17 protein-coding genes are annotated in these 21,438 nt (G+C 59.2%); 5 read left to right on the top strand and 12 right to left on the bottom strand.

Features of this window, described 5'->3' with window-relative positions:
* Positions 1-139: 139 nt before the first annotated feature.
* Positions 140-901: a pyruvate dehydrogenase complex transcriptional repressor PdhR gene (gene pdhR / locus A8C75_RS05075; protein WP_067379040.1), complete on the bottom strand. Its 762-nt coding sequence runs from the start codon at positions 899-901 to the stop codon at positions 140-142.
* Positions 902-1,264: 363 nt separating this feature from the next.
* On the opposite strand from pdhR, the gene A8C75_RS05070 reads away from it, so the two are divergent.
* From A8C75_RS05070 to A8C75_RS05050, 5 genes are all read left to right on the top strand, one after another.
* Positions 1,265-2,353, top strand: a complete 1,089-nt coding sequence (locus tag A8C75_RS05070) for a TRAP transporter substrate-binding protein (RefSeq protein ID WP_067379035.1) — start codon at positions 1,265-1,267, stop codon at positions 2,351-2,353.
* A gap of 75 nt (positions 2,354-2,428) precedes the next feature.
* The gene (locus A8C75_RS05065) at positions 2,429-2,959 is read left to right on the top strand and encodes a TRAP transporter small permease subunit (RefSeq protein ID WP_067379032.1); all 531 of its coding nucleotides are present in this window, start codon (positions 2,429-2,431) and stop codon (positions 2,957-2,959) included.
* 5 nt (positions 2,960-2,964) lie between these two features.
* Complete coding sequence (locus tag A8C75_RS05060) at positions 2,965-4,350, top strand: TRAP transporter large permease (protein WP_067379030.1); 1,386 nt, start codon at positions 2,965-2,967, stop codon at positions 4,348-4,350.
* A gap of 121 nt (positions 4,351-4,471) precedes the next feature.
* The gene (locus A8C75_RS05055; RefSeq protein ID WP_067379027.1) at positions 4,472-7,345 is read left to right on the top strand and encodes an FAD-binding and (Fe-S)-binding domain-containing protein; all 2,874 of its coding nucleotides are present in this window, start codon (positions 4,472-4,474) and stop codon (positions 7,343-7,345) included.
* Between the two features lie 174 nt (positions 7,346-7,519).
* Complete coding sequence (locus A8C75_RS05050) at positions 7,520-8,413, top strand: AEC family transporter (RefSeq protein ID WP_067379025.1); 894 nt, start codon at positions 7,520-7,522, stop codon at positions 8,411-8,413.
* A gap of 218 nt (positions 8,414-8,631) precedes the next feature.
* On the opposite strand, the gene A8C75_RS05045 is transcribed toward A8C75_RS05050, so the two are convergent.
* The 11 genes from A8C75_RS05045 to gyrA all read right to left on the bottom strand — a co-directional run bounded on the left by A8C75_RS05045 (position 8,632) and on the right by gyrA (position 21,431).
* Complete coding sequence (locus A8C75_RS05045; RefSeq protein WP_067379021.1) at positions 8,632-8,919, bottom strand: ComEA family DNA-binding protein; 288 nt, start codon at positions 8,917-8,919, stop codon at positions 8,632-8,634.
* A gap of 85 nt (positions 8,920-9,004) precedes the next feature.
* Positions 9,005-9,718 carry an orotidine-5'-phosphate decarboxylase gene (pyrF, locus tag A8C75_RS05040; protein ID WP_067379017.1) on the bottom strand — a complete coding sequence of 238 codons (714 nt, stop codon included), beginning with the start codon at positions 9,716-9,718 and terminating at the stop codon, positions 9,005-9,007.
* A 289-nt stretch (positions 9,719-10,007) separates the two neighbouring features.
* Entirely contained in the window at positions 10,008-10,313 is a 306-nt protein-coding gene (locus A8C75_RS05035; protein WP_067379015.1) for a LapA family protein, read from the bottom strand.
* A gap of 35 nt (positions 10,314-10,348) precedes the next feature.
* Positions 10,349-10,642, bottom strand: coding sequence for an integration host factor subunit beta (gene ihfB, locus A8C75_RS05030; protein WP_067298806.1), 294 nt, complete (start codon positions 10,640-10,642; stop codon positions 10,349-10,351).
* A gap of 108 nt (positions 10,643-10,750) precedes the next feature.
* A complete protein-coding gene (gene rpsA / locus A8C75_RS05025) occupies positions 10,751-12,433 on the bottom strand; it encodes a 30S ribosomal protein S1 (RefSeq protein ID WP_067379013.1) in 1,683 nt (560 codons plus the stop codon).
* 28 nt (positions 12,434-12,461) lie between these two features.
* Complete coding sequence (cmk, locus tag A8C75_RS05020; protein ID WP_067379009.1) at positions 12,462-13,160, bottom strand: (d)CMP kinase; 699 nt, start codon at positions 13,158-13,160, stop codon at positions 12,462-12,464.
* Positions 13,160-15,373, bottom strand: coding sequence for a bifunctional prephenate dehydrogenase/3-phosphoshikimate 1-carboxyvinyltransferase (locus A8C75_RS05015; protein ID WP_067379002.1), 2,214 nt, complete (start codon positions 15,371-15,373; stop codon positions 13,160-13,162). The genes cmk and A8C75_RS05015 overlap by 1 nt, the downstream gene beginning before the upstream one ends.
* Positions 15,370-16,473, bottom strand: a complete 1,104-nt coding sequence (gene hisC, locus A8C75_RS05010) for a histidinol-phosphate transaminase (RefSeq protein ID WP_067378991.1) — start codon at positions 16,471-16,473, stop codon at positions 15,370-15,372. Before hisC ends, A8C75_RS05015 begins: the two co-directional genes overlap by 4 nt.
* 22 nt (positions 16,474-16,495) lie before the next feature.
* Positions 16,496-17,599, bottom strand: coding sequence for a prephenate dehydratase (gene pheA / locus A8C75_RS05005; protein WP_067378988.1), 1,104 nt, complete (start codon positions 17,597-17,599; stop codon positions 16,496-16,498).
* A 24-nt stretch (positions 17,600-17,623) separates the two neighbouring features.
* The gene (serC, locus tag A8C75_RS05000; protein ID WP_067378984.1) at positions 17,624-18,706 is read right to left on the bottom strand and encodes a 3-phosphoserine/phosphohydroxythreonine transaminase; all 1,083 of its coding nucleotides are present in this window, start codon (positions 18,704-18,706) and stop codon (positions 17,624-17,626) included.
* Between the two features lie 67 nt (positions 18,707-18,773).
* Positions 18,774-21,431 (bottom strand): DNA gyrase subunit A, encoded by a 2,658-nt coding sequence (gene gyrA, locus A8C75_RS04995; protein WP_067378980.1) that lies wholly within the window; start codon positions 21,429-21,431, stop codon positions 18,774-18,776.
* Between the last annotated feature and the right edge of the window lie 7 nt (positions 21,432-21,438).

Below are 21,438 nucleotides of genomic sequence, written 5' to 3'. Positions count from 1 at the left end.
CATTTTTGTAGTAATAATACCAAACTGAAATCTACGTTTTCTCAGCCCTGGCGGGCATGCTGCGACTGCGGGCTCCAGCACTGACCTGAGTTACACGCCAATCTCGGCCAAATTGCGACATCGCGTCTCAAAAGTACCATTAAACACCGGCATTAGCCCGGCGCAGCGCCCGTTCCTGACGGGTATTTTCCCGTTCCCCTTCCAGCAAGGCCTCTTCAACATAGGCAATATGGTGGTGGGCAGCCTTGCGCGCGTTGTCCGGCTCACCGGCAAGGATAGCAGTCATCAGCACCCGGTGCTGGTCATGGATCTTTTCCCGGTAGCCGGGCCTGGGGTAAATATTCAACAGGTTGTCGGTGATGTGCTGGCGCAGCAAACTGAAGAGCGCGCGCATCATGTGCAACAGCACCATGTTGTGGGTCGCTGCGGCGATGGCGAGATGGAACTCAACATCGGCGTCCACCTCCTTGCTGAACTCCTTGCAGCTGTGAAAGTGCTGCAGCTCATCATAGCGCGTCTGGATCTCTTCCCGGTCGGCGGCCGTACTGCGCAGCGCTGCATAGTAGGCCGAGACACCCTCAAGGGCGTGGCGAAACTCCAGCAGATCATACTGCGCTTCCGGATGCGTCTTGAACAGCTCCAGCAACGGATCGGAAAAGGAAGCACCCAGCTCTTCGGAAACATAGGTGCCGCCGCCCTGGCGGCTCACCAGCAAACCACGGGCCGCCAGTTTCTGCACCGCTTCACGCAGCGATGGACGTGAAACATCAAACTGCTTGGCCAGCTCCCGCTCGGGCAGCAACTTCTGACCCGGCTTAAGCGTACCTTCGAGAATCATTTCCTCTATCTGCTGCACTATGACATCGGAAATTTTGGGTTGTTTTACCCGCTGATAGGCCACCTTAATCCCTCCCGCTGTACCAACAGCATGATAAAACCCTAATAAAACCGTCATGTTACGGCGCTTTTTAACTGGGCGCCTATAGTTGTAATTCACCGGGTCAGCACAGGCCAGCGCAATAATTGGTAATACCAGTTTTCTACCTTATCAGATCGTTGATATCAAGACCCTCCCCTGAAACGCTAACAAATACGGGAGCTTTGGTTTTAATGGTGAAAAAGTTGACAAGCGTTGTACAGAAAAAATACAGTAACAACACTGGAGAGGTAAATTGGTAAGACCAATAAAAACAGTGGCCATCCGGTCGCATGCGAAAGCACAGAATTCCAACAAAAATAATCAGCTCCACCCCGAGGACACTTCATGAAGAAATTCTCCAAAAGCCTCATGTCCGCTGCCGTCATCAGCGCCATTTTCACCGGCAGCGCCTTCATGGTCGCCAGCCCCCGGGCACTGGCAGCCGAAAAAATACTGCTGAAAACCCCCATCGCCTTTGCAACCAATCTGCCGGCGCTGGGCACCACCATCACCTGGGTCGCAGATCGGCTTGACAAGGTCAGCGACGGTAACATCCGCATGAAGGTCTATGAGCCCGGCAAACTGGTCAGCCCGCCGGAGATCCTCGATGCGGTATCGTCCGGCAAGGTGAACTCCGGCTATGCCACCGCCGGTTACTGGCAGGGCAAAATTCCGGCCGCCGCCCTGTTCTCCGCCGTCCCCTTTGGCCCCGAGGCGGGTGAATACATGGCCTGGATGTACTACGGCAACGGCCTGAGCCTGTACCAGGAGATGTACGACAGCGCCGGATTTAACGTCAAGGTACTGCCCTGCGCCATCCTGTCTCCGGAAACCTCGGGCTGGTTCGCCAAGCCGATCGACAAGCCTGAAGACCTGAAGGGCCTGAACATGCGCTTCTTCGGCCTGGGTGCCTCGGTGATGGAAAAACTCGGCGTGGGTACAGTGCAGCTGCCGGGCGGCGAGATTTTCGGAGCACTGGAGAAAGGCGCCATAGACGCCACCGAGTTCTCCCAGCCGGCCATCGATCAGCGCCTGGGCCTGAGCAAGATCGTCAAGTACAACTACTTCCCGGGCTGGCATCAGCAGGCCACCATCTTCGAGTTGCTGGTCAACAAGGACGCCTGGAACGGCATGAGCGAAGGCCAGCAGGCAACGATTGAAACCATCTGCATGGCATCCATGACCAACTCGGTGGCCGAAGGCGAGGCCATGCAGTTCCCGGTGATGGCCAAGGCCAAGGAAGATGGCGTGCATATCCGTTACTGGAACCAGACCATGCTGGATACCTTCAAGAGCACCTGGGATGAAGTCGCCGTGGAAAAATCCGCCGAAGACCCTTTCTTCAAGAAAGTCTGGGATGACCTGAGCACCTTCCGCGCAGGCTATGACCTGTGGGAAGCCAACGCCTTCCTGCCGCGCAGCCGCACCGAGTAACACCTTCGCCGGGGCGTCATGCCCCGGCTTTTTTTACGCCTCCCGTCCTTATCCTGAACTCGAAGGTCGTTCCCGGTGACTCACAAAGACCCCCCCTCTCCTGACACCGTACCCCTGGCGGATCGCATCGACCGCCTGATTCAGCGCCTTACCCTGGCCATTGGCTGGAGCTATGTGCTGCTGGTGCTGGTAATTATCCTGCAGGTCACGCTGCGCAAGGGTTTTTCCCATGGCCTGATCGCGCTGGAAGAACTGCAGTGGCACCTCTATGCCCTGGGCGTGATGTTTGGCCTGGCCTACGCCCAGACCACCGATGCCCATATCCGCGTGGATCTGTTCCACAGCCGTTTCAAAACCCGCAGCAAGCGCCTGGTCGAGATCCTCGGCATTCTGTGCCTGTTGTTGCCCTTTATTACGGTGATTTTTCTGCACAGCCTGGATTTTCTGTACGACTCCTACCGCATCAACGAAAGCTCCTCGGCGCCCTCGGGCCTGCCCTGGCGTTGGCTGATCAAGGGCGTGATTCCGGCCAGTTTCGCGTTGCTGGCCCTGGCGGTACTGTCGCGCCTTTTTCGTGAGTCTGTTTTGCTGCTGCGCGGAGAATAAGAAACATGGATATCAATGCAATTCTTGTGATCGCGATGTTTCTGTCCTTTATCGCGCTGCTGTTTACCGGCTTTCCGGTGGCCTGGGTGCTGGGTGGCCTGGGCATCCTGTTCGCCTTTATCGGCCAGCTGGCCGACACCTATTTCGATACGATTACCGGGCTCGACTACCTGACCCTGGGCCTGGTGGTGAACAGGCTCTACAAGATCATGGACAACTGGATCCTGGTGGCGCTGCCGATGTTTATCTTTATGGGCATCATGCTCGACAAGTCCGGTGTGGCCGAGCGCCTGATGCACTCCATGCAGGAGCTGTTCGGCCGTGTGCGTGGCGGCCTGGCGATCACCGTCACCGCCATCGGCATTATCCTCGCGGCCTCCACCGGCATCATCGGTGCCTCTGTCGTGCTGCTGGCGGTGATGTCACTGCCGGCCATGACCAAGCAGGGTTATTCGATGCCACTGGCACTGGGCACCATCGCCTCGGCCGGCACCCTCGGCATTCTGATTCCGCCCAGCATCATGCTGGTGATCATGGCCGACCAGCTGGCGCTGTCCGTGGGTGATCTGTTCATGGGCGCCGTGATCCCCGGGCTCATGCTCGGCGGGCTCTATATCGTTTATATCCTGATCTACGGCCTGGTAAAACCCGCCGCCGCGCCGGTGCCGGTGGATGCCAAGCCCGTGACCTGGCCCATCGTACTCAACGTGCTGCGGGCGGTGCTGCCGACCCTGCTGCTGATTTTCGTCGTGCTGGGGTCGATCTTTGGCGGCATCGCCACCCCCACCGAAGCCTCGGGCGTAGGTGCGCTCGGCGCCACCCTGCTGGCGATGTACAACCGCAAGTTCAGCCTCAGGGTGCTGCACGATGTGGTGCGCGGCACCACCAACACCACGGCCTATATCTTCGCCATCTTTATCGGAGCGACCTGCTTTGCCCTGGTGCTGCGCGAGCTCGGCGGTGACGAACTGATCGAATCCTTCCTTACCGGGCTGCCCTTTGGTCCCTACGGCATCATCTTCTTCATCCTGGGGGTGATCTTCCTGCTCGGGTTCTTCCTCGACTGGATCGAGATCACCCTGATCATCCTGCCGCTGCTGGCGCCGGTGATCTCGGCGCTGGGTATCGAGATCGATGGCTACGGCGTGGTGGATAACCCGGAGCTGGTGTGGTTCGTGATGCTGGTCGCCATGACATTGCAGACCTCCTTCCTGACGCCACCGGTGGGCTTTGCGCTGTTTTACCTCAAGGGCGTCTGTCCACCCGAGGTGCGCCTGGGCGATATCTACCGCGGCGTGATGCCGTTCATCGCCCTGCAGCTCATCGCCCTGCTGATCCTGGTATTCTGGCCCCAGCTGGTGCTCTGGCTGCCGGCCAATGCCTACGGCTAACAGGCAGATTCCGGGCTGACCCGGCTGCCCGTTTAACTGAGTAGCGATACAACTTTTTATCTTTTCACCCTTGTGAACAATGTCCTGCGCGGTCATGCCGCCCAGGTGAGGCTATCAACAGATGAAACCGGCTTACTCCGCATTCCTGCAGGAAGTTGCAGCCTTTATCCCGCAGACACGACTGATCACAGACCCGCTGCGTACCCTCGCCTACGGCACGGATGCAAGCTTCTATCGCCTGCAGCCCAAGATAGTGGTGCGGATTGAGTCCGAACAGGAGGTTATCCAGCTGATACGCCTGGCGGGCGCGCAGCAAATCCCCCTCACCTTCAGAGCGGCGGGCACCAGTTTGTCAGGCCAGGCCATTACCGACTCGGTACTGGTACAACTTGGCGATGGCTGGAAGGGCCATCGGCTGCACGATCATGCCCTGGCCATCAGCCTGCAACCGGGGGTTATCGGTGGCCATGCCAACCGCTACCTGGCGCCCTTTAACAAGAAGATAGGCCCTGACCCTGCATCCATTAACAGCGCCATGATCGGCGGCATCGCCGCCAACAATGCCAGTGGCATGTGCTGCGGCACGGCGCAGAACAGCTTCAATACCCTGGCCAGCATGCGCCTGATTCTGGCCGATGGCACTCTGCTCGACACCGCAAGACCCGAATCGGTAACGGCCTTTCGCAAAAGCCACCGCATACTGCTGGAAACCCTCGCAGGCCTGGCTCGCCAGACGCGGGAAAACGCAACGCTACGCCGGCGCATTGCGCACAAGTATCGCCTTAAAAATACCACCGGTTACGCGCTCAATGCCCTCACCGAATACCAGGACCCGATCGAAATCTTGCAGCACCTGATGATCGGCTCCGAAGGCACTCTGGGTTTTATGGCCGAGATCACCTATAACACCGTCGATGATCACCCCCACAAAGCCTCGGCACTGATTTTCTTCGAACAGCTACACAGCTGCTGTGAGGCCGTGGCTTTGCTCAAGCCCACGCCCGTGGCGGCGGTGGAGCTGATCGACAGGGCCGGTCTGCGCTCGGTCGAGAACAAACCCGGCATGCCCGACTTTATAAAGCAGCTACCGGATGGTGTCACCGCCCTGCTGGTTGAAACCCGCGCCGCCAGCACCGATGCCCTGGCGCAACAGGTCAGTGCCATTAGTGCTGCCATCGAGCACCTGCCCACGCTACAGCCAGCACGCTTTAGCACCGAGACGGCCGAATGCGCCCAGTACTGGGCCATCCGCAAGGGGCTTTTCCCCGCCGTGGGCGCGGTACGCGAAACCGGTACGACCGTCATTATTGAAGATGTCGCCTTCCCGGTAGAACGCCTGGCAGACGCAGTAGCCGACCTGCACCTTATCTTCCAGAAATGGGATTACACCGATGCGCTGATTTTTGGCCATGCACTGGAGGGCAATCTGCACTTTGTTTTCACCCAGGCTTTTGACACTGACGATGCCTTGAGGCGCTATGAAGGCCTGATGGATGATGTGGCACAGATGGTAGTTGGGCGCTACGACGGTTCGCTCAAGGCGGAACACGGCACCGGACGCAACATGGCGCCCTACGTGGAGCTCGAATGGGGCAAGGATGCCTATCAGTTGATGTGGCAACTCAAGGAACTGCTCGACCCGCTCAACATTCTGAACCCTGGCGTGCTGCTCAACCGTGATCCGCGGGTACATCTGGCCAACCTTAAACCCATGCCTGCAGCCGATGCAATTATCGACAAATGTATCGAATGCGGCTTTTGCGAAGCGAGCTGCCCGTCCCGGGCCCTGACCCTGACGCCGCGCCAGCGCATCGTTATCTGGCGTGAAATAGCCCGTCTGGAAGCCAGCAACGAAGACCCCGAGCGCCTCGCCCTCATGCGCGAGGAATATCGCTACCAGGGCACCGATACCTGTGCAGGCTGCGGCCTTTGCTCCACCAGCTGCCCGGTGGGCATCAATACCGGCGACCTGACCCGTTCGATCCGCAGCCGCGACAACGAAAACCAGACCCGGCTCGCCCAGTGGCTGGCCGAACATTACGGCGGCCTCAATCGCACCAGCAAAGCCGTCTTTCGCCTGGCCGATGGCGCCCACGGCCTGCTCGGCAGCACTGCCATGAAAAGCATCACCGGCAATCTGCGCAAGCTCAGCGGCGAGCGCATTCCGCTCTGGACCGAGGCCATGCCAAGACCCGCCGCCAAAATTCACAACAAGACAGCAAGGCCCGACAGCGACAGACCCAGGGTGGTCTATCTGCCCAGCTGTGCCAGCCGGACCATGGGGCCCGCCCGGGGCAGCGCCGACAACCGCTCCTTGGTCCAAGTGACCGAAGCCCTGCTACAAAAAGCCGGATATGAGGTGATTTATCCACAGGAACTGGAAGGACAGTGCTGTGGCATGCCGTTTCAGTCCAAGGGCATGTTCGAGGCCGCCGACTTCAAACGCGACGAAACCGCCGACATGCTGCTCGCCGCCAGCGAAAACGGCGCCCTGCCGGTGTATTCGGACACCAGCCCCTGCAGCCTGCGACTGAAGGAGTTGCTGGACAGCCGTATCCGCCTGTTCGACAGCGTGGACTTTATCGACCAGTTCCTGCTGCCGCGCCTTGAATTCCAGCCGCGCACTGAGCCCGTAGCCTTGCACGTCACCTGCAGTGCGAGCCGCATGGGGCAAACCGAGGCGCTTAAACGCATCGTCGGCCAGTGCACCACCAAACTGGTGATACCGGAGAACATAGGCTGCTGCGGCTTTGCCGGCGACAAGGGCTTCACCACCCCGGCACTGAATGCCTCAGCGCTGCGCACCCTGAACCAGGCCGTACAGGGCTGCCAACAGGGCGTATCCACCAGCCGTACCTGCGAGATTGGCCTGACGCATCACAGCGGTATTGATTACCACTCGATTGTCTACCTGCTGGATGAATGCTCCCGCGCCGGGGCGCCTCAGGCACAGGCTGCAACCCAAGAGACACCCCCGCCTATTCAACAGGCTTGATTCAGGCAAAACAGGGACAGTACCATGTCGCACTCAGGCTACAATCTGTAGCCCGGGTACGGCGTGCCTAGATCGCGTTTACTGCACCGCCTGATGTGATGCCGCCTGCCCCTCATACCGAAGCGACCTGCGTCGACCGGTGCCACCGCTTTTACTGCCCAGGGAAAAATATCAATGGACGACGCTTCTCTCCTGCTACTGGAACGCATTTTCCAGGTCGTCTTCCCGCTCGTCGCCATTGTCACCGTGGGCTATTTCTATGCGCGCCGCATTCACACCGACATGTCGGTGGCCAACCGCGTAAACATGGATGTCTTCACGCCGGCCCTGATACTGTCCGTCATGGCGGACCAGTCCTTTGATCTGGCACTCTACCAGCCGCTGGCGATCGCAGCGGTCTGCGTGGTCATTGGCTCCGGGCTCCTGCTGGCGCCGTTTTGCCGCCTGATCGGCATTCACCCCAAGACCTTTTTACCCCCCATGATGTTCAACAACAGCGGCAATCTCGGGATTCCACTGGCCGTGCTGGCCTTTGGTGACTATGCCCTGCCCGCGGCTGTGGTGCTTTTTCTGGTGGAAAACACCCTGCATTTCACCCTCGGCATGTACATGCTCAACCCCCGCACGCATCCACTTTCAATGCTGCGTATTCCCATGATCCTCGCCGCCATCGCAGGTCTGGTGATCAGCAGTGCAGGCTGGGTACTGCCCGTCTATGCGAAAACCTTTATCGACATGCTGGGGCAGATCGCCATCCCGCTGATGCTGTTTTCGCTGGGCGTACGCATGCTGAGTATTGATTTGTCGAACTGGCGCAGCGGTGTCATAGGCGCAATCCTGTGTCCGCTCAGTGGGATTCTGATGGCACTGGCAACGCAGCAGGTCATGCAGCTGGATGATACCCAGTTCCGCTATCTGATTTTGTTCGGCGCCCTGCCGCCGGCACTGCTGAACTACCTGGTGGCCGAGCGTTACAACCAGGAGCCGCAGCAGGTGGCATCCATTGTACTGCTGAGCAATATTGCCAGTCTGGTGATCATTCCGCTGACGCTGGCCTTTATTCTCTAACCACCGCGCCTGCTTTCGCCTCTGCGCATGACCGCCAGGGATGGTGGAAATCCTGAAAATGCAGGAGCACTTTTCAGGGAACGGCCATGCGCCCGCAGGATACATACATCCCTGTAAACCCCACTCCTGCGCATCCATGCGCCCGCGGGATACATACATCCCTGTACATAAAAACGGCACCTGTGCAGGTGCCGTTTCATTTGCGAGCCGGGGTAACGCTACTTGGCAGGCGCCGACGTCACGCTAATCAATTCCCGGTTCTTATCTACTGTTGATGCGCCTATGCCCTTTACTGCACTGAGTTCATCAACACTGCCAAAGGGACCCTTGCTATCGCGATAATCCACAATGGCCTGGGCCTTGGCAGGTCCGACGCCAACCATCACGCTGGATAACTGCTCAGCAGTGGCGGTATTGATATCCAGAGTATCCGCTTGAGCCACAGAGAGAGGCACAAAAGCGAGGCAGAACGTCAACAGCAGGGCACGCAATATTCGAGAGTTCATATGAACCTCCTTGTTATTTATTTAACAGCCAACGTACCTGTTAGGCTGTTAAATAGGGATAGCACAGAGGTCGAATTTGCGCCACTCAGCCGCGAAGTTGAGCCAGCTCCTGCTGAATGCTTTCGAGCACCGCCAGCGGATCTGCCGCCTGGGTTATAGGCCGCCCAATCACGAGATAGTCACTGCCGGCCTGCACCGCCTGCGCCGGCGTCATGATGCGGCGCTGGTCACCGGCATCCGCATTGGCCGGGCGAATGCCTGGTGTTACCAGCTTGAAATCGGCGCCGATCAAGCCGCGCAGCGGCCCCACTTCCTGGGCCGAACAGACCACGCCATCCAGACCACTGCGCTCGGTGAGCTGAGCCAGTCGTTTTACATGCTCAAGCGGCTCGATATCGATACCGATATCGCAGAGATCCTGCCGCTCCATGCTGGTCAGCACGGTAACGGCAATCAGCAGCGTCTTGCTGCCGGCAACACTGTCGATCTCATTGCGCGCGGCTTCCATCATGCGGCGCCCGCCCGACGCATGGACATTCACCATCCAGACGCCAAGCTCGGCCGCGGCCCGTACCGCCTTGGCGGTGGTATTGGGTATGTCGTGGAACTTGAGGTCGAGGAACACATCAAAACCGCGGCCTTGCAGTGTTTCCACAATTGCCGGCCCGCTGCGGGTAAACAGCTCCTTGCCCACCTTGAGCCGACACTGCGCCGGATCGAGTCGTTGCGCCATTGCGATGGCCTGGGCCTGATCGGGGTAGTCCAGCGCGACCAGTACCTGTTTTGAATCCGTTGCCATGAAACCCTCGTGTGTTAGCGTTCACTCTGCCATCAGGCCGGTATGCAGCGGCCATAGAATGCCGCGCGGCGCCTATTATACAGCCAAAAGTGCAGTTTGCAGGCTCCATTGTACACAAACAGAATCGTGCCTCGGCGCGAGCACAGATGCTTAGATTTAGACGATGAAGAGAGGCCATGAACAGAGGGGGTATCAAGCAGGGAGGGAATAACAGAGGTGAGCCAAAAGCACAGCAGAATCAAACACAGGGATCTGAGTCGCCTGTGTTTGATTGCGACCTATAGAGCCATCAGACGCTGTCTTTGGCCACCAGAGCACGCTGCTGCTCCAGATCATGCTGCGCCACGGCCAGGCGCTTGCGGGCCGAACGCAGGCGGGTTTTGAGACCCAGCACGGCGACACTGCTGAGCAATATCCCGAGAATGCCGCCGCAGACAAAAGCGGCAATCAGCCAGAGCGACAGGCTGGCCTGGGGCAACTGCACCAGGATCAGGTCAATCGAGACCTTGTCGGTATTATGAATAGTGAAGAGTATCCCGACGAACAGGACAACGAGACACAAAACAACGAGTAGTAGCGTTCTCAACCAGCGCACCGGATCAAGCCTCCAACAGGCAGAGTAGATAAACTCTAGTATTCAGACAGACTGTCATTGACCTGCTCCCGCAGTTCCTTGCCAGGTTTAAAATGCGGCACATGCTTGGCCGTCAATGGCACCGACTCACCGGTCTTGGGATTACGTCCCACCCGAGGTGCGCGGTAGTGTAACGAAAAACTGCCAAAGCCGCGAATCTCGATCCTGTCACCATGCGCCAGCGCCTCGGTCATATGATCCAGCATCGTTTTGACGGCAAGCTCGACGTCCTTTACAGATAGCTGATTATGACGATCTATCAGTCGTTCAATCAACTCTGACTTGGTCATGACAACTCTCCCTAAAGATTCAGGCTATTTGGCAAGCCTTCATTCCACTGGCGCTTGGCCGCCATATACCGGTGATACAAACAGGGAGAGCCAAGCTCTCCCTGCTGATCAACTATCCGACTTGTTCATTTGCGCCTTGATCAGGTCACCAATGGTCGTCGGGCCGGCGGATACCACCGGTTGCTCCTGAACCGTCTTGAGTGCCTGTTGATCAACCCTGGCATCGCGTTGCTTCTGCGACAGCTGGATACTGCGATTACGCCGATCCACATTGATAACGGACGCTTCAACCGCATCACCCACCTTGAAATGGGCCGCCAGGTTGTTGCCGTGCTCAACCGATACATCTCCCGCCCGCAACACACCGGTGATGCCGTCTGCCAGCTGCAGGCTAACCTGCCTGGCATCCACCTCAGTCACAGTTCCGGTCACAAGCGCGCCCTTGCCGAACTGCGCGGCAAAGTCTCCAAACGGATCCCCCGCCAGTTGCTTGACGCCCAGCGCAATACGCTCGCGCTCGGTATCGATCGACAAGAGCACGGCGGTCAAGTCGTCACCCTTGCTGAGGGTTTTGGCGACCTGCTCGCCCGGCAGATCCCAGGACAGATCGGACAGGTGTACCAGGCCATCGATACCACCATCCAGGCCGATAAAGACGCCAAAGTCGGTAATGGAACGAATCTTTCCGCTCAGGGTATCGCCCTTGCTGTATCTGCTGGCAAAAGCCTGCCACGGATTGTCGCGGCACTGTTTCATGCCCAGCGAGATACGACGTCGATCGGTGTCGATATCGAGCACCATGACTTCGATCTCGTCGCCCACCTGCACCACCTTGGAGGGGTGCACGTTCTTGTTGGTCCAGTCCATTTCGGACACATGCACCAGACCTTCGACACCGGCCTCGATCTCCGCAAAGCAGCCATAGTCGGCCACATTGGTGACCCGGGCGCTTGACCTTGTACCGACTCCATGGCCATCCATCAGCGTCAGCCAGGGATCCTGACTGAGCTGTTTCAGCCCCAGGGATACACGATTGCGCTCGGTATCAAATCGCAGCACCTTGACGTCGATCTCATCGCCAACCTGCAACACTTCGCTCGGATGCTTCACCCGCTTCCAGGCAATGTCGGTAATGTGCAGCAGCCCATCCAGACCACCCAGGTCTATAAAGGCACCGTAATCGGTCAGGTTCTTGACGATACCCTTGATAACGACGCCTTCCTTGAGCTGCGACAGCAACTTGTCGCGCTCCTCGTTGTAAGAGGCCTGCAGTACCGCACGACGGGATACCACTATATTGTTGCGCTTGGCGTCCAGCTTCACCAGCTTGAATTCAAGCTCCACACCTTCAAGGTGGGCGGTATCACGAATGGGGCGAATGTCGACCAGCGAGCCCGGCAGGAAGGCCTGTACGGTATCCAGATCCACGGTAAAACCACCGCGCACCTTGCCGACGATCATGCCTTTGACGACCTCGTCGTTCTCGAACGCCTGCTCCAGCAGATTCCAGCTTTCGGCGCGCTTGGCCTTCTCGCGGGACAGCATGGTGGCGCCAAAGCCGTCTTCAACCGCTTCAAGTGACACCTGCACGGTATCGCCGACGGCAATCTCCAGCTCACCCTGCTCATTGAAAAACTGCTCTCGGGGAATAAAGCCTTCAGATTTGAGGCCCGCATGCACCATGACAAAGTCATTTTCGATCGCGACCACTGTTCCCGTGACGATGGAGCCAGGCGCCATCTTCAGGTCCTTGAGGCTTTCCTCAAAGAGTTCGGCAAAACTTTCGCTCATTACCGCCCCATCCTCACAAAACAGAAACCTACCAGGTCAAACCCTTGTGTCTGGCCTGATCCATAACCACCTTCAAAACCTCGTCAATACTCATCTGGGTTGAGTCCAGAATCACCGCATCGCTCGCGGGTTTCAGCGGCGCCACGGCGCGGTTCATATCGCGGTCGTCACGTGCTTGAATATCAACCAATATCGTATCAAGGCTAGCACCGAGACCCTTATTTATCAACTGGTTATAACGGCGCCGCGCACGCTCTTGCGCACTGGCATCCAGATATATTTTCAACTCGGCAGCGGGGAACACCACCGTGCCCATGTCGCGCCCGTCTGCGATCAGCCCTGGGGCCTCGCGAAATGCACGCTGGCGCTCCAGCAAAGCCTCGCGCACAGGCCCACAGGCAGCCACCCGGGACGCATCGGCGCCGGCTTCTTCGGTACGAATCTGCTGGGTCACTTCTTCGCCTTCAAGCAGCACCTGCACCTCATTCTCTTCACCGCGCGGCACAAACTTCACATCCAGATGCGCCGCCAGCACCACCAGCGCTTCCTCGTCATCCAGCGCAACGCCGTGATGTCTTGCCGCCAGTGCTGTCAGTCGATACAGGGCACCGCTGTCCAGCAGATGCCACCCCAGCTGGCGCGCCAGCAGGCGGCAGATGGTTCCCTTGCCTGAACCACTGGGACCGTCAATGCTGATTACCGGCACGCTCAATTGCTTCGAGACCATCAGTCCCTCTCCTTACCTATTCTGAACCCCGCCTGACAGGCGAGGGCAACAAACTCGGGGAATGCAGCCTCAAGACAGGCACATTCCGTAATATGAACTTCGCCGCTGGCACGCAGCGAGAGGGCCGCAAACGCCAAGGCGACACGATAGTCGCCAGAGGCACTGAGCTCACCGCCACCGATGTGGCCTCCTCTGACGCAAACACTGCCAGCGCCCACCAGAGCCTCAACGCCCAGCTCATCCAGCCCTGCCACCAGGGCCTGCAGCAATGCATCCAGCCCGTAACGCAGCTCACCGATGCCGCGAATCCAGGTGGTGCCCTCGGCACAGGCGGCAGCCGCCATCAACAGCGGCAGCTCATCACTGGCGCGAGCCAGCAGTGCGTCCGGAACCTCGATGGCTCGCAATGGACGGTAACGTACGCGAAGATCCGCAACCGGCTCGCCCCCCACCTCGGTGGCATTATCGAATGTGATATCTGCCCCCATCAGACGCAGTATCTCGATCAGGCCGATGCGAGTCGGATTAATACCCACATGTTCAAGCAGCAGCTCTGAGCCCGGCGAAATCGCCGCGCCGACGATAAAAAATGCCGCCAGGGACATATCACCCGGCACATTGATCCGGGCCGCCTGCAACTGGCCACCGGCCTGCAGCGCCACCTGCCCCCTGGGGCGATCCAGCGTCCAGCCCAGCCCCTGCAGCATGCGCTCGGTATGATCGCGGGACGGCGCAGGCTCGATGACCGTCGTGGTACCACTGGCGTAGAGCCCGGCCAGCAACAGCGCCGACTTGACCTGGGCGCTGGCCAACGGCAACTGCTGCGCAATACCCTGCAGCGACTGGCCACCGCGAATCTGCAGCGGAGGCAGGCAACCATCTGCAGTATCTATCTGCGCGCCCATCTGACGCAGCGGCCGCACCACCTGCTCCATCGACCAGCTCGACAGCGAAGCGTCGCCCGTCAGCTCGGTATCAAAACTCTGGCCCGCCAGCACACCGCACAGCAGTCGCATCGACATGGCCGAACGCCCCAGATAGAGCGGACCCGGCGGCGGCTGCAGACCCTGCAGACCAACGCCGTAGATCTTCACGGCACCCTGGTGAGGCCCTTCGATCACCACCCCCATATCGCGAAACGCCTGCAGCGTGGCGAGGCTGTCTTCACTTTCAAGGAAGCCCTCGATCCGCGTGATACCTGTCGCCAGGGAGCCCAGCATGATGGCCCGGTGCGAAATCGACTTGTCGCCCGGCAGCCGTACCTGGCCTGCCAGCGCAGATCCCTGCTGCGCCCGATAACTGACCGCAGCGCTGTGCTGTTTCTGTGAATAGGCGGAGCTCGACAATATGCGGCTGAAATGATCCCGCGACGCCTTGGCGCGGGTGAAAATACCCAACATCGCCTGACTGTCGGCCGAACTGATGGCATGGCGCAGCTTTTCGACACCGGCACTGAAGCGATCCAGCTGTGCCAGTATGGCATCACCATTGGTCAGGCAGATGTCATGCCACATGGTGGGGTCTGAAGCCGCGATGCGGGTAAAGTCCCGAAAGCCGCCGGCAGCATAGCGAAAGATATCGGTATTGGCCGCTTCTGCGGCCAAGGTGTCGACCAGGGAGAACGCCAGCAGATGCGGCAGATGACTGGTCGCGGCCAGTACCTGATCATGCCGCGCCACCTCCATCTGCAGCACCTCGGCGCCGACGGCCTGCCACATGCGAGCAATCACCAAAGTGGCTTCAGCGGAGGACTCGGCCGTTGGCGTGAGGATCACCTTGTGACGCTCGAACAGGTGCGCATCGGCCGCCGCCACACCGCTTTTCTCAGACCCGGCAATCGGGTGACCGGGGACAAAGGTGGCGGGCAAGCTGCCGAATACCGCTTCGGCCGCCGCCACCACATTGCCCTTGGTACTGCCGACATCGGTCAACAGGGTATGCGGGCGCAGCGCCGTACTGATGTCTGCCAGCACCGCATCGGTCGCCTTGACCGGCACCGCCAGCACCACCAGATCGGCGGCGGCGACAGCCTGGCGCAGATCATGTGCCGCCTCGTCAATCACGCCCAGCGCAAGCCCGGCCTCGAGCTCAGCGGTATTACGGTCATAACCAACCACTCGCTGGCAGTAGCGTCGATGCTTCAGCGCCTTGGCCAGGGAACCGCCTATCAGCCCCAGGCCGATAACCAGTACGTTGTTGATGGGAAACCTCACGCAGACAAAACCTCTTCGAGCACCTGCAGACAACGCAGATTCTGTGCCAGGAGGCCTATGCTGATGCGCAGATGATCCGGCATCTGATAGTTGGCCACCGGGCGCACAATAACCCCGCGCTCTAACAGCTGCTGATAAACCGGCCCCGCCGGGCGCCCCAGGCCGACACAGACAAAGTTGCCCGCCGAGGGAATCACCGCCAGCCCCAGACGCTTCAGCCCGTCTATCAGTTGACGCATGCCGGCGCGATTAGTCTCCAGCGTACGCGCCAGGTACGCCCGATCCTGCAGCACGGCTTCGGCCGCCGCCAGCGCCGGCCCCGAAACATTGAACGGCTGGCGCACCCGGTTCAGCAGATCCGTAATCTCTCTGTTGGCGGCGGCAAAGCCGACCCGCAGGCCCGCCAGTCCCCAGGCCTTGGAGAAGGTTCGGGTCACAACCAGGTTCGGATAGCGTGCCAGCAGCTCAAGGCCATCGGGAAAGTCAGGATCTTCGCTGTATTCGGTGTAGGCCTCATCCAGCACCAGCACTACAGACACAGGCAGCGCATCCATAAAGGCACAGAGCTGCGCCCGGCTTAACCAGGTGCCCGTAGGATTATTGGGGTTGGCGATAAACACCAGGCGGGTGCGTTCGGTCACGGCCGCCAGCATGGCATCCAGATCATGCCCCCAGTCCCGCGCCTCGGTCACCACCGCCGTGGCGCTGCTGGCCTGGGTAATGATCGGATACACCAGAAACGCATACTGGGAGTAGACCACCTCATCGCCTGGGCGCAGAAAAGCCCGGGCAATCAGTTCCAGTACATCATTGGAACCATTGCCCAGGGTAATGCAGTCTGGGCTAAGGCCGTAGTGCTGCTGCAACGCCTGCTTCAGACGATAGCCGCTGGCATCGGGATAAAGGTGCAGTTCGGCCAGCGCCTGCTGCGCCGCGGCCAGGGCGACAGGGCTTGGGCCAAGGGGGTTTTCATTGCTGGCCAGTTTGATGATGTCGGTCAGGCCCAGCTCGCGTTCGAGCTCCTGCGCCGGCTTGCCGGGGACGTACGGCTGTAGCCCCTGCACACCCGGGGTAGCCCGGGCGATAAAATCACAACCCATATTGCGACTCCTGCGATGACGCTTACAACACCGCCTGCGGGTAAGATCCAAGGAGCTTGAGTTCAAGCGACTCCGCCTCCAGATCCTTGAACAACGCCTGCACAGGCGCATCAGATACATGGCCTTCGAAATCGATATAAAATACGCTGCTCCAGGGCCCCGACAGGGTACGGGTTTCGATCCGCGTCAGGCTGATGCCACGCAGGCGGAACGGTGCCAGCAGATCATAGAGTGCGCCCGGCTTGTCGTGGGCGCATACCAGAATGGAGGTCTTGTCGTGACCACTGGGGCCGACATCCTGGCACCCCAGAATCAGGAAGCGACTGCTGCTTTCGGCCTGATCCTCGATATTGCGCACCGCAACCTGCAACGGGTACAACTCGATGGCCAGCTCGCTGCCAATGGCGGCAGCCAGACCAACATCGGTTTCGATCGAGGCCTGGCGCGCAGCATCGGCATTGGTCGCTACTGCGACCCGCTCCACCGAGGGATAATGCGCGTCCAGCCAGCTACGGCACTGGGACAGCGCCGACTGGGTGGCATAGATCCGGGTGACGGCATTGCGATCAATAGTCGGGCGCACCAACAGGTGATGGTGGATGTTCAGCTCCACCTCGCCGACGATCGACAGCCGAAAACGCGAAAACAGGTGCAAGGTGTGGTTAACCATGCCTTCACTGGTGTTTTCGATCGGTACCACGCCATAGTGCGCGGTCCCTGCTTCAACCTCGCGAAAGACCTCATCCAGCGACGCCAGGGGCGCAGTAATCGCCGACAGGCCAAAGTGTTTCACCGCCGCCTGCTGGGTAAAGGTACCCTCGGGCCCCAGGAAGGCGATCCGCATCGGCTGTTCCAGCGCCAGACAGGCGGACATGACCTCACGGAACAAGCGTGCGACATCCCGCTCAGGCAAAGGCCCGGTGTTGCGCTCCATCACCCGACGCAGCACCTGGGCTTCGCGTTCGGGCCTGTAGAACACCGCATCGCGGCTGCCCTGATACTTCTGCTTCACCTCGGCTACCTGTTGAGCACAGGCCGCACGCTGGTTAAGCAGCGTCTGAAGCTGCTGATCGATCTGATCGATCTGATCACGCAGAACCTGCAGTTCCTTTTCCTGGTCACTCATGGCTATGCCACTCTCATATCTGACTTAAGCGTGCTGCTGCGCAAATGTCTGCATGAACTCAATCAAGGCATCCACAGCGGCTTCAGGCACCGCATTGTAAAGACTCGCCCGCATGCCACCCACTGAACGGTGCCCCTGCAGGTTAAGCAGACCCGCAGCTTCAGCCTGCTCTAGGAACATGCCATCCAGCCCGGCGTTCGCCAGGGTGAAGGGCACGTTCATCCAGGAACGGCAGTCCGGTGCTATGGGGTTGGCGTAAAAGCTGCTGCTATCTATATAGTCATAGAGTTTGGCCGCCTTGCGACGGTTCACCGCTTCGATAGCCGCCACACCACCCTGGCGCTTGAGCCACTTAAACACCAGCCCCGCCAGATACCAGCCGAAGGTTGGCGGTGTGTTGTTCATGGAGTCCGCACCGGCATGCACCTGATAATCGAACATGGCGGGCGTTGCTGCCGCCGCCTTGCCGAGCAGGTCTTCGCGCACGATTACCACTGTCAGACCCGCAGGACCTATGTTTTTCTGCGCACCGGCATAGATGAGTCCGAAACGGCTGACATCAATTTCCCGGGACAGAATACTGGAAGACATGTCCGCCACCAGCGGCACCGATCCGGTGTCCGGAATATAGTTGTACTCGACACCACCGATGGTTTCATTCGGTGTGTAGTGTACATAGGCAGCATTGGGATCCAGCTCAAGCTCGTCCTGGGTCGGCACGCGCGTGAACTGCTCGGATTCGGTGCTGCCGGCAATACGCACATAGCCATAGCGCCGGGCTTCAGCGATACCTTTCTTGGACCAGATACCGGTATTGATATAGTCAGCGCTGGTCTTGTCGCCCAGCAGGTTCAGCGGCACCATGGCAAACTGACTGGTCGCGCCCCCCTGCAGGAAGAGCACCCTGTAGTTGTCCGGAATGGACATAAGGTCGCGCAGATCCTGCTCGGCCTGCTCGGCAACCGACACAAAGGCATCGCTGCGATGGCTCATTTCCATGATCGACAGCCCCTGGCCATGCCAGTCGAGCATTTCATCACGGGCCTGTTCCAGGACCTCTGCCGGCAACGCCGCGGGACCAGCACTGAAATTGTATTTGCGACTCATGTTCTCGCTCACACTCGATCCAAGGTTACAGATAATAAGGCGACGGCCCCGAAGGGCCGCCGCGGGATTACGCCTCGGTGTCAGGCGCAGGGGCCTGCTCTGGCGCATCGCTGCCCTGATCGGCATCCACGACTGTGGATTCGCCATCAATCGTTTCGCCATCAAGCTCCTCGCTACCTTCCGGCAGTTCGACTTCTTCCGGCTCTTCGATACGGGCCAGGCCGACCAGGGTTTCATCTTCGGCTACCCGAATCAGCATTACGCCCTGGGTGTTGCGGCTCAGCTCCGAGATTTCCTCGGTACGGGTGCGAACCATGGTGCCGCGATTGCTGATCAGCATCACGTCATCCCCGGTAAACACCTGCACGGCACCTGCCAGTTCGCCGTTGCGATCGGTACACTGCATCGCAATCACGCCCTGACCACCACGTCCCTTACGGGGGAAGTCTTCCATGGCGGTGCGCTTGCCAAAGCCGCGGGCCGATGCCGTCAGCACCTTGCCTTCAGGCTGCGGAATGATCAAGGAAATCACCGAGGTACCCGGCTGCATGCGCACACCGCGTACACCGCGCGCCAGACGACCCATGGCGCGAACGGCATCTTCCTCGAAACGCATCGCCTTGCCGGCGCTGGTCACGAGCAGAATGTCGTCTTCACCGGTGGTGATGGCGGCACCGATCAGGGTGTCGCCCTCATCCAGCCCCAGCGCAATCAGACCACTGGTACGCGGACGGGAGAAGCTGTTGAGCGGTGTTTTCTTCACTGTACCGTTGGCGGTCGCCATAAAGACAAAACGGTCTTCGCGGTATTCATTTACCGGCAGGATGGTGGTGATACGCTCACCCTCTTCCAGCGGCAGAATATTCACGATCGGACGACCACGGGCCGCGCGGCTGGCCTGGGGAATTTCAAACACCCGCAACCAGTACACCTTGCCACGGCTGGTGAAGCACAGAATGGTATCGTGGGTACTGGCGATCAGCAGATGTTCGATGAAGTCTTCATCTTTCATCGTCGTCGCCGACTTGCCACGACCACCACGGCGCTGCGCCTGATAGTCCGTCAGCGGCTGGGTCTTGGCATAACCGCCGTGGGAAATGGTCACGACCATGTCTTCGACGGTAATCAGATCCGCCACCGTCAGGTCACGACGCGAAGCCGTAATCTCGGTGCGACGCTCGTCACCGTACTCTTCCAGCACGGCTTCCAGCTCTTCGCGGATGACTTCCATCAGGCGGGTGTGAGATCCCAGAATTTCCAGCAGTTCGGCAATGCGCTCCAGCAGTTCGCGGTATTCACCGATCAGCTTTTCATGCTCCAGCCCGGTCAGGCGGTGCAGACGCAGATCCAGAATCGCCTGTGCCTGAACCGGCGACAGGTGATAGCGCCCTTCGCGCAGGCCAAACTGCGGCTCGAGATCGTCCGGACGGCAGGCGTCTTCGCCGGCACGCTCGAGCATTTCCAGCACGTTGCCAGGCTCCCAGGCCATGGCGACAAGACCTTCTTTCGCCTCAGCCGGTGTCGGCGAGCGCTTGATCAGCTCAATGACCGGATCGATATTGGCCAGTGCAACCGCCAGACCCTCAAGGATATGACCGCGTTCACGCGCCTTGCGCAGCAGGTACACCGTACGACGGGTGACCACTTCGCGCCTGTGGCGAACGAAGTTTTCGATCAGCGACTTGAGATCCAGAATCTTCGGCTGGTTGTCCACCAGGGCAACAACGTTGATGCCAAAGACGCTTTCCATCTGCGTCTGGGCAAACAGGTTGTTGACCACTACCTCGGGTACTTCACCGCGACGCAGTTCGATCACGATCCGCATGCCGTCCTTGTCGGACTCGTCCCGCAGCTCGGAAATGCCTTCCAGGCGTTTTTCCTTCACCAGGTCGGCGATCTTTTCGATCAGTCGAGCCTTGTTCAGCTGGTACGGAATCTCGGTGACGATAATCGTCGAACGGTGAGTCTTGGGATCTTCTTCCACATGGTGCTTGGCACGCACATAGATACGACCGCGACCCGTGCGATAGGCTTCCAGAATACCGGCACGACCATTGATGATACCGCCGGTCGGGAAGTCCGGCCCGGGGATGTATTCCATCAAGTCATCAACCGTCAGCGTGCTGTCATCGATCAGCGCGATACAGCCGCGCACGACCTCGGACAGGTTATGCGGCGGTATGTTGGTCGCCATGCCCACTGCTATACCGGATGAACCGTTTATCAGCAGGTTGGGCACACGGGTCGGCAGCACGTCGGGAATCTGTTCCGTGCCGTCATAGTTGGGCACAAAGTCGACGGTTTCCTTGTCGAGATCCGCCAGCAGATCATGGGAGATCTTGGCCATGCGGATTTCGGTGTAACGCATGGCTGCCGCGGAATCACCATCGACGGAGCCGAAGTTGCCCTGGCCGTCGACCAGCGGATAGCGCATGGAAAAATCCTGCGCCATTCGCACAATAGTGTCGTACACGGCACTGTCGCCGTGGGGGTGGTATTTACCGATCACGTCACCAACGACACGAGCGGACTTTTTATATGGTTTGTTCCAGTCATTGTTCAGTTCGCTCATCGCGAACAGCACTCTGCGATGCACAGGCTTGAGGCCGTCGCGCACGTCTGGCAACGCCCGACCGACAATCACGCTCATGGCATAATCCAGGTACGACTGTTTCAGCTCGTCCTCGATATTGACTGGCAGAATCTCTTTGGCTAGATCACCCATTCGTCTC

The organism is Marinobacterium aestuarii, from assembly GCF_001651805.1.
Taxonomy (GTDB): domain Bacteria; phylum Pseudomonadota; class Gammaproteobacteria; order Pseudomonadales; family Balneatricaceae; genus Marinobacterium_A; species Marinobacterium_A aestuarii.
This window is presented reverse-complemented; position numbering and strand designations above follow the sequence as displayed.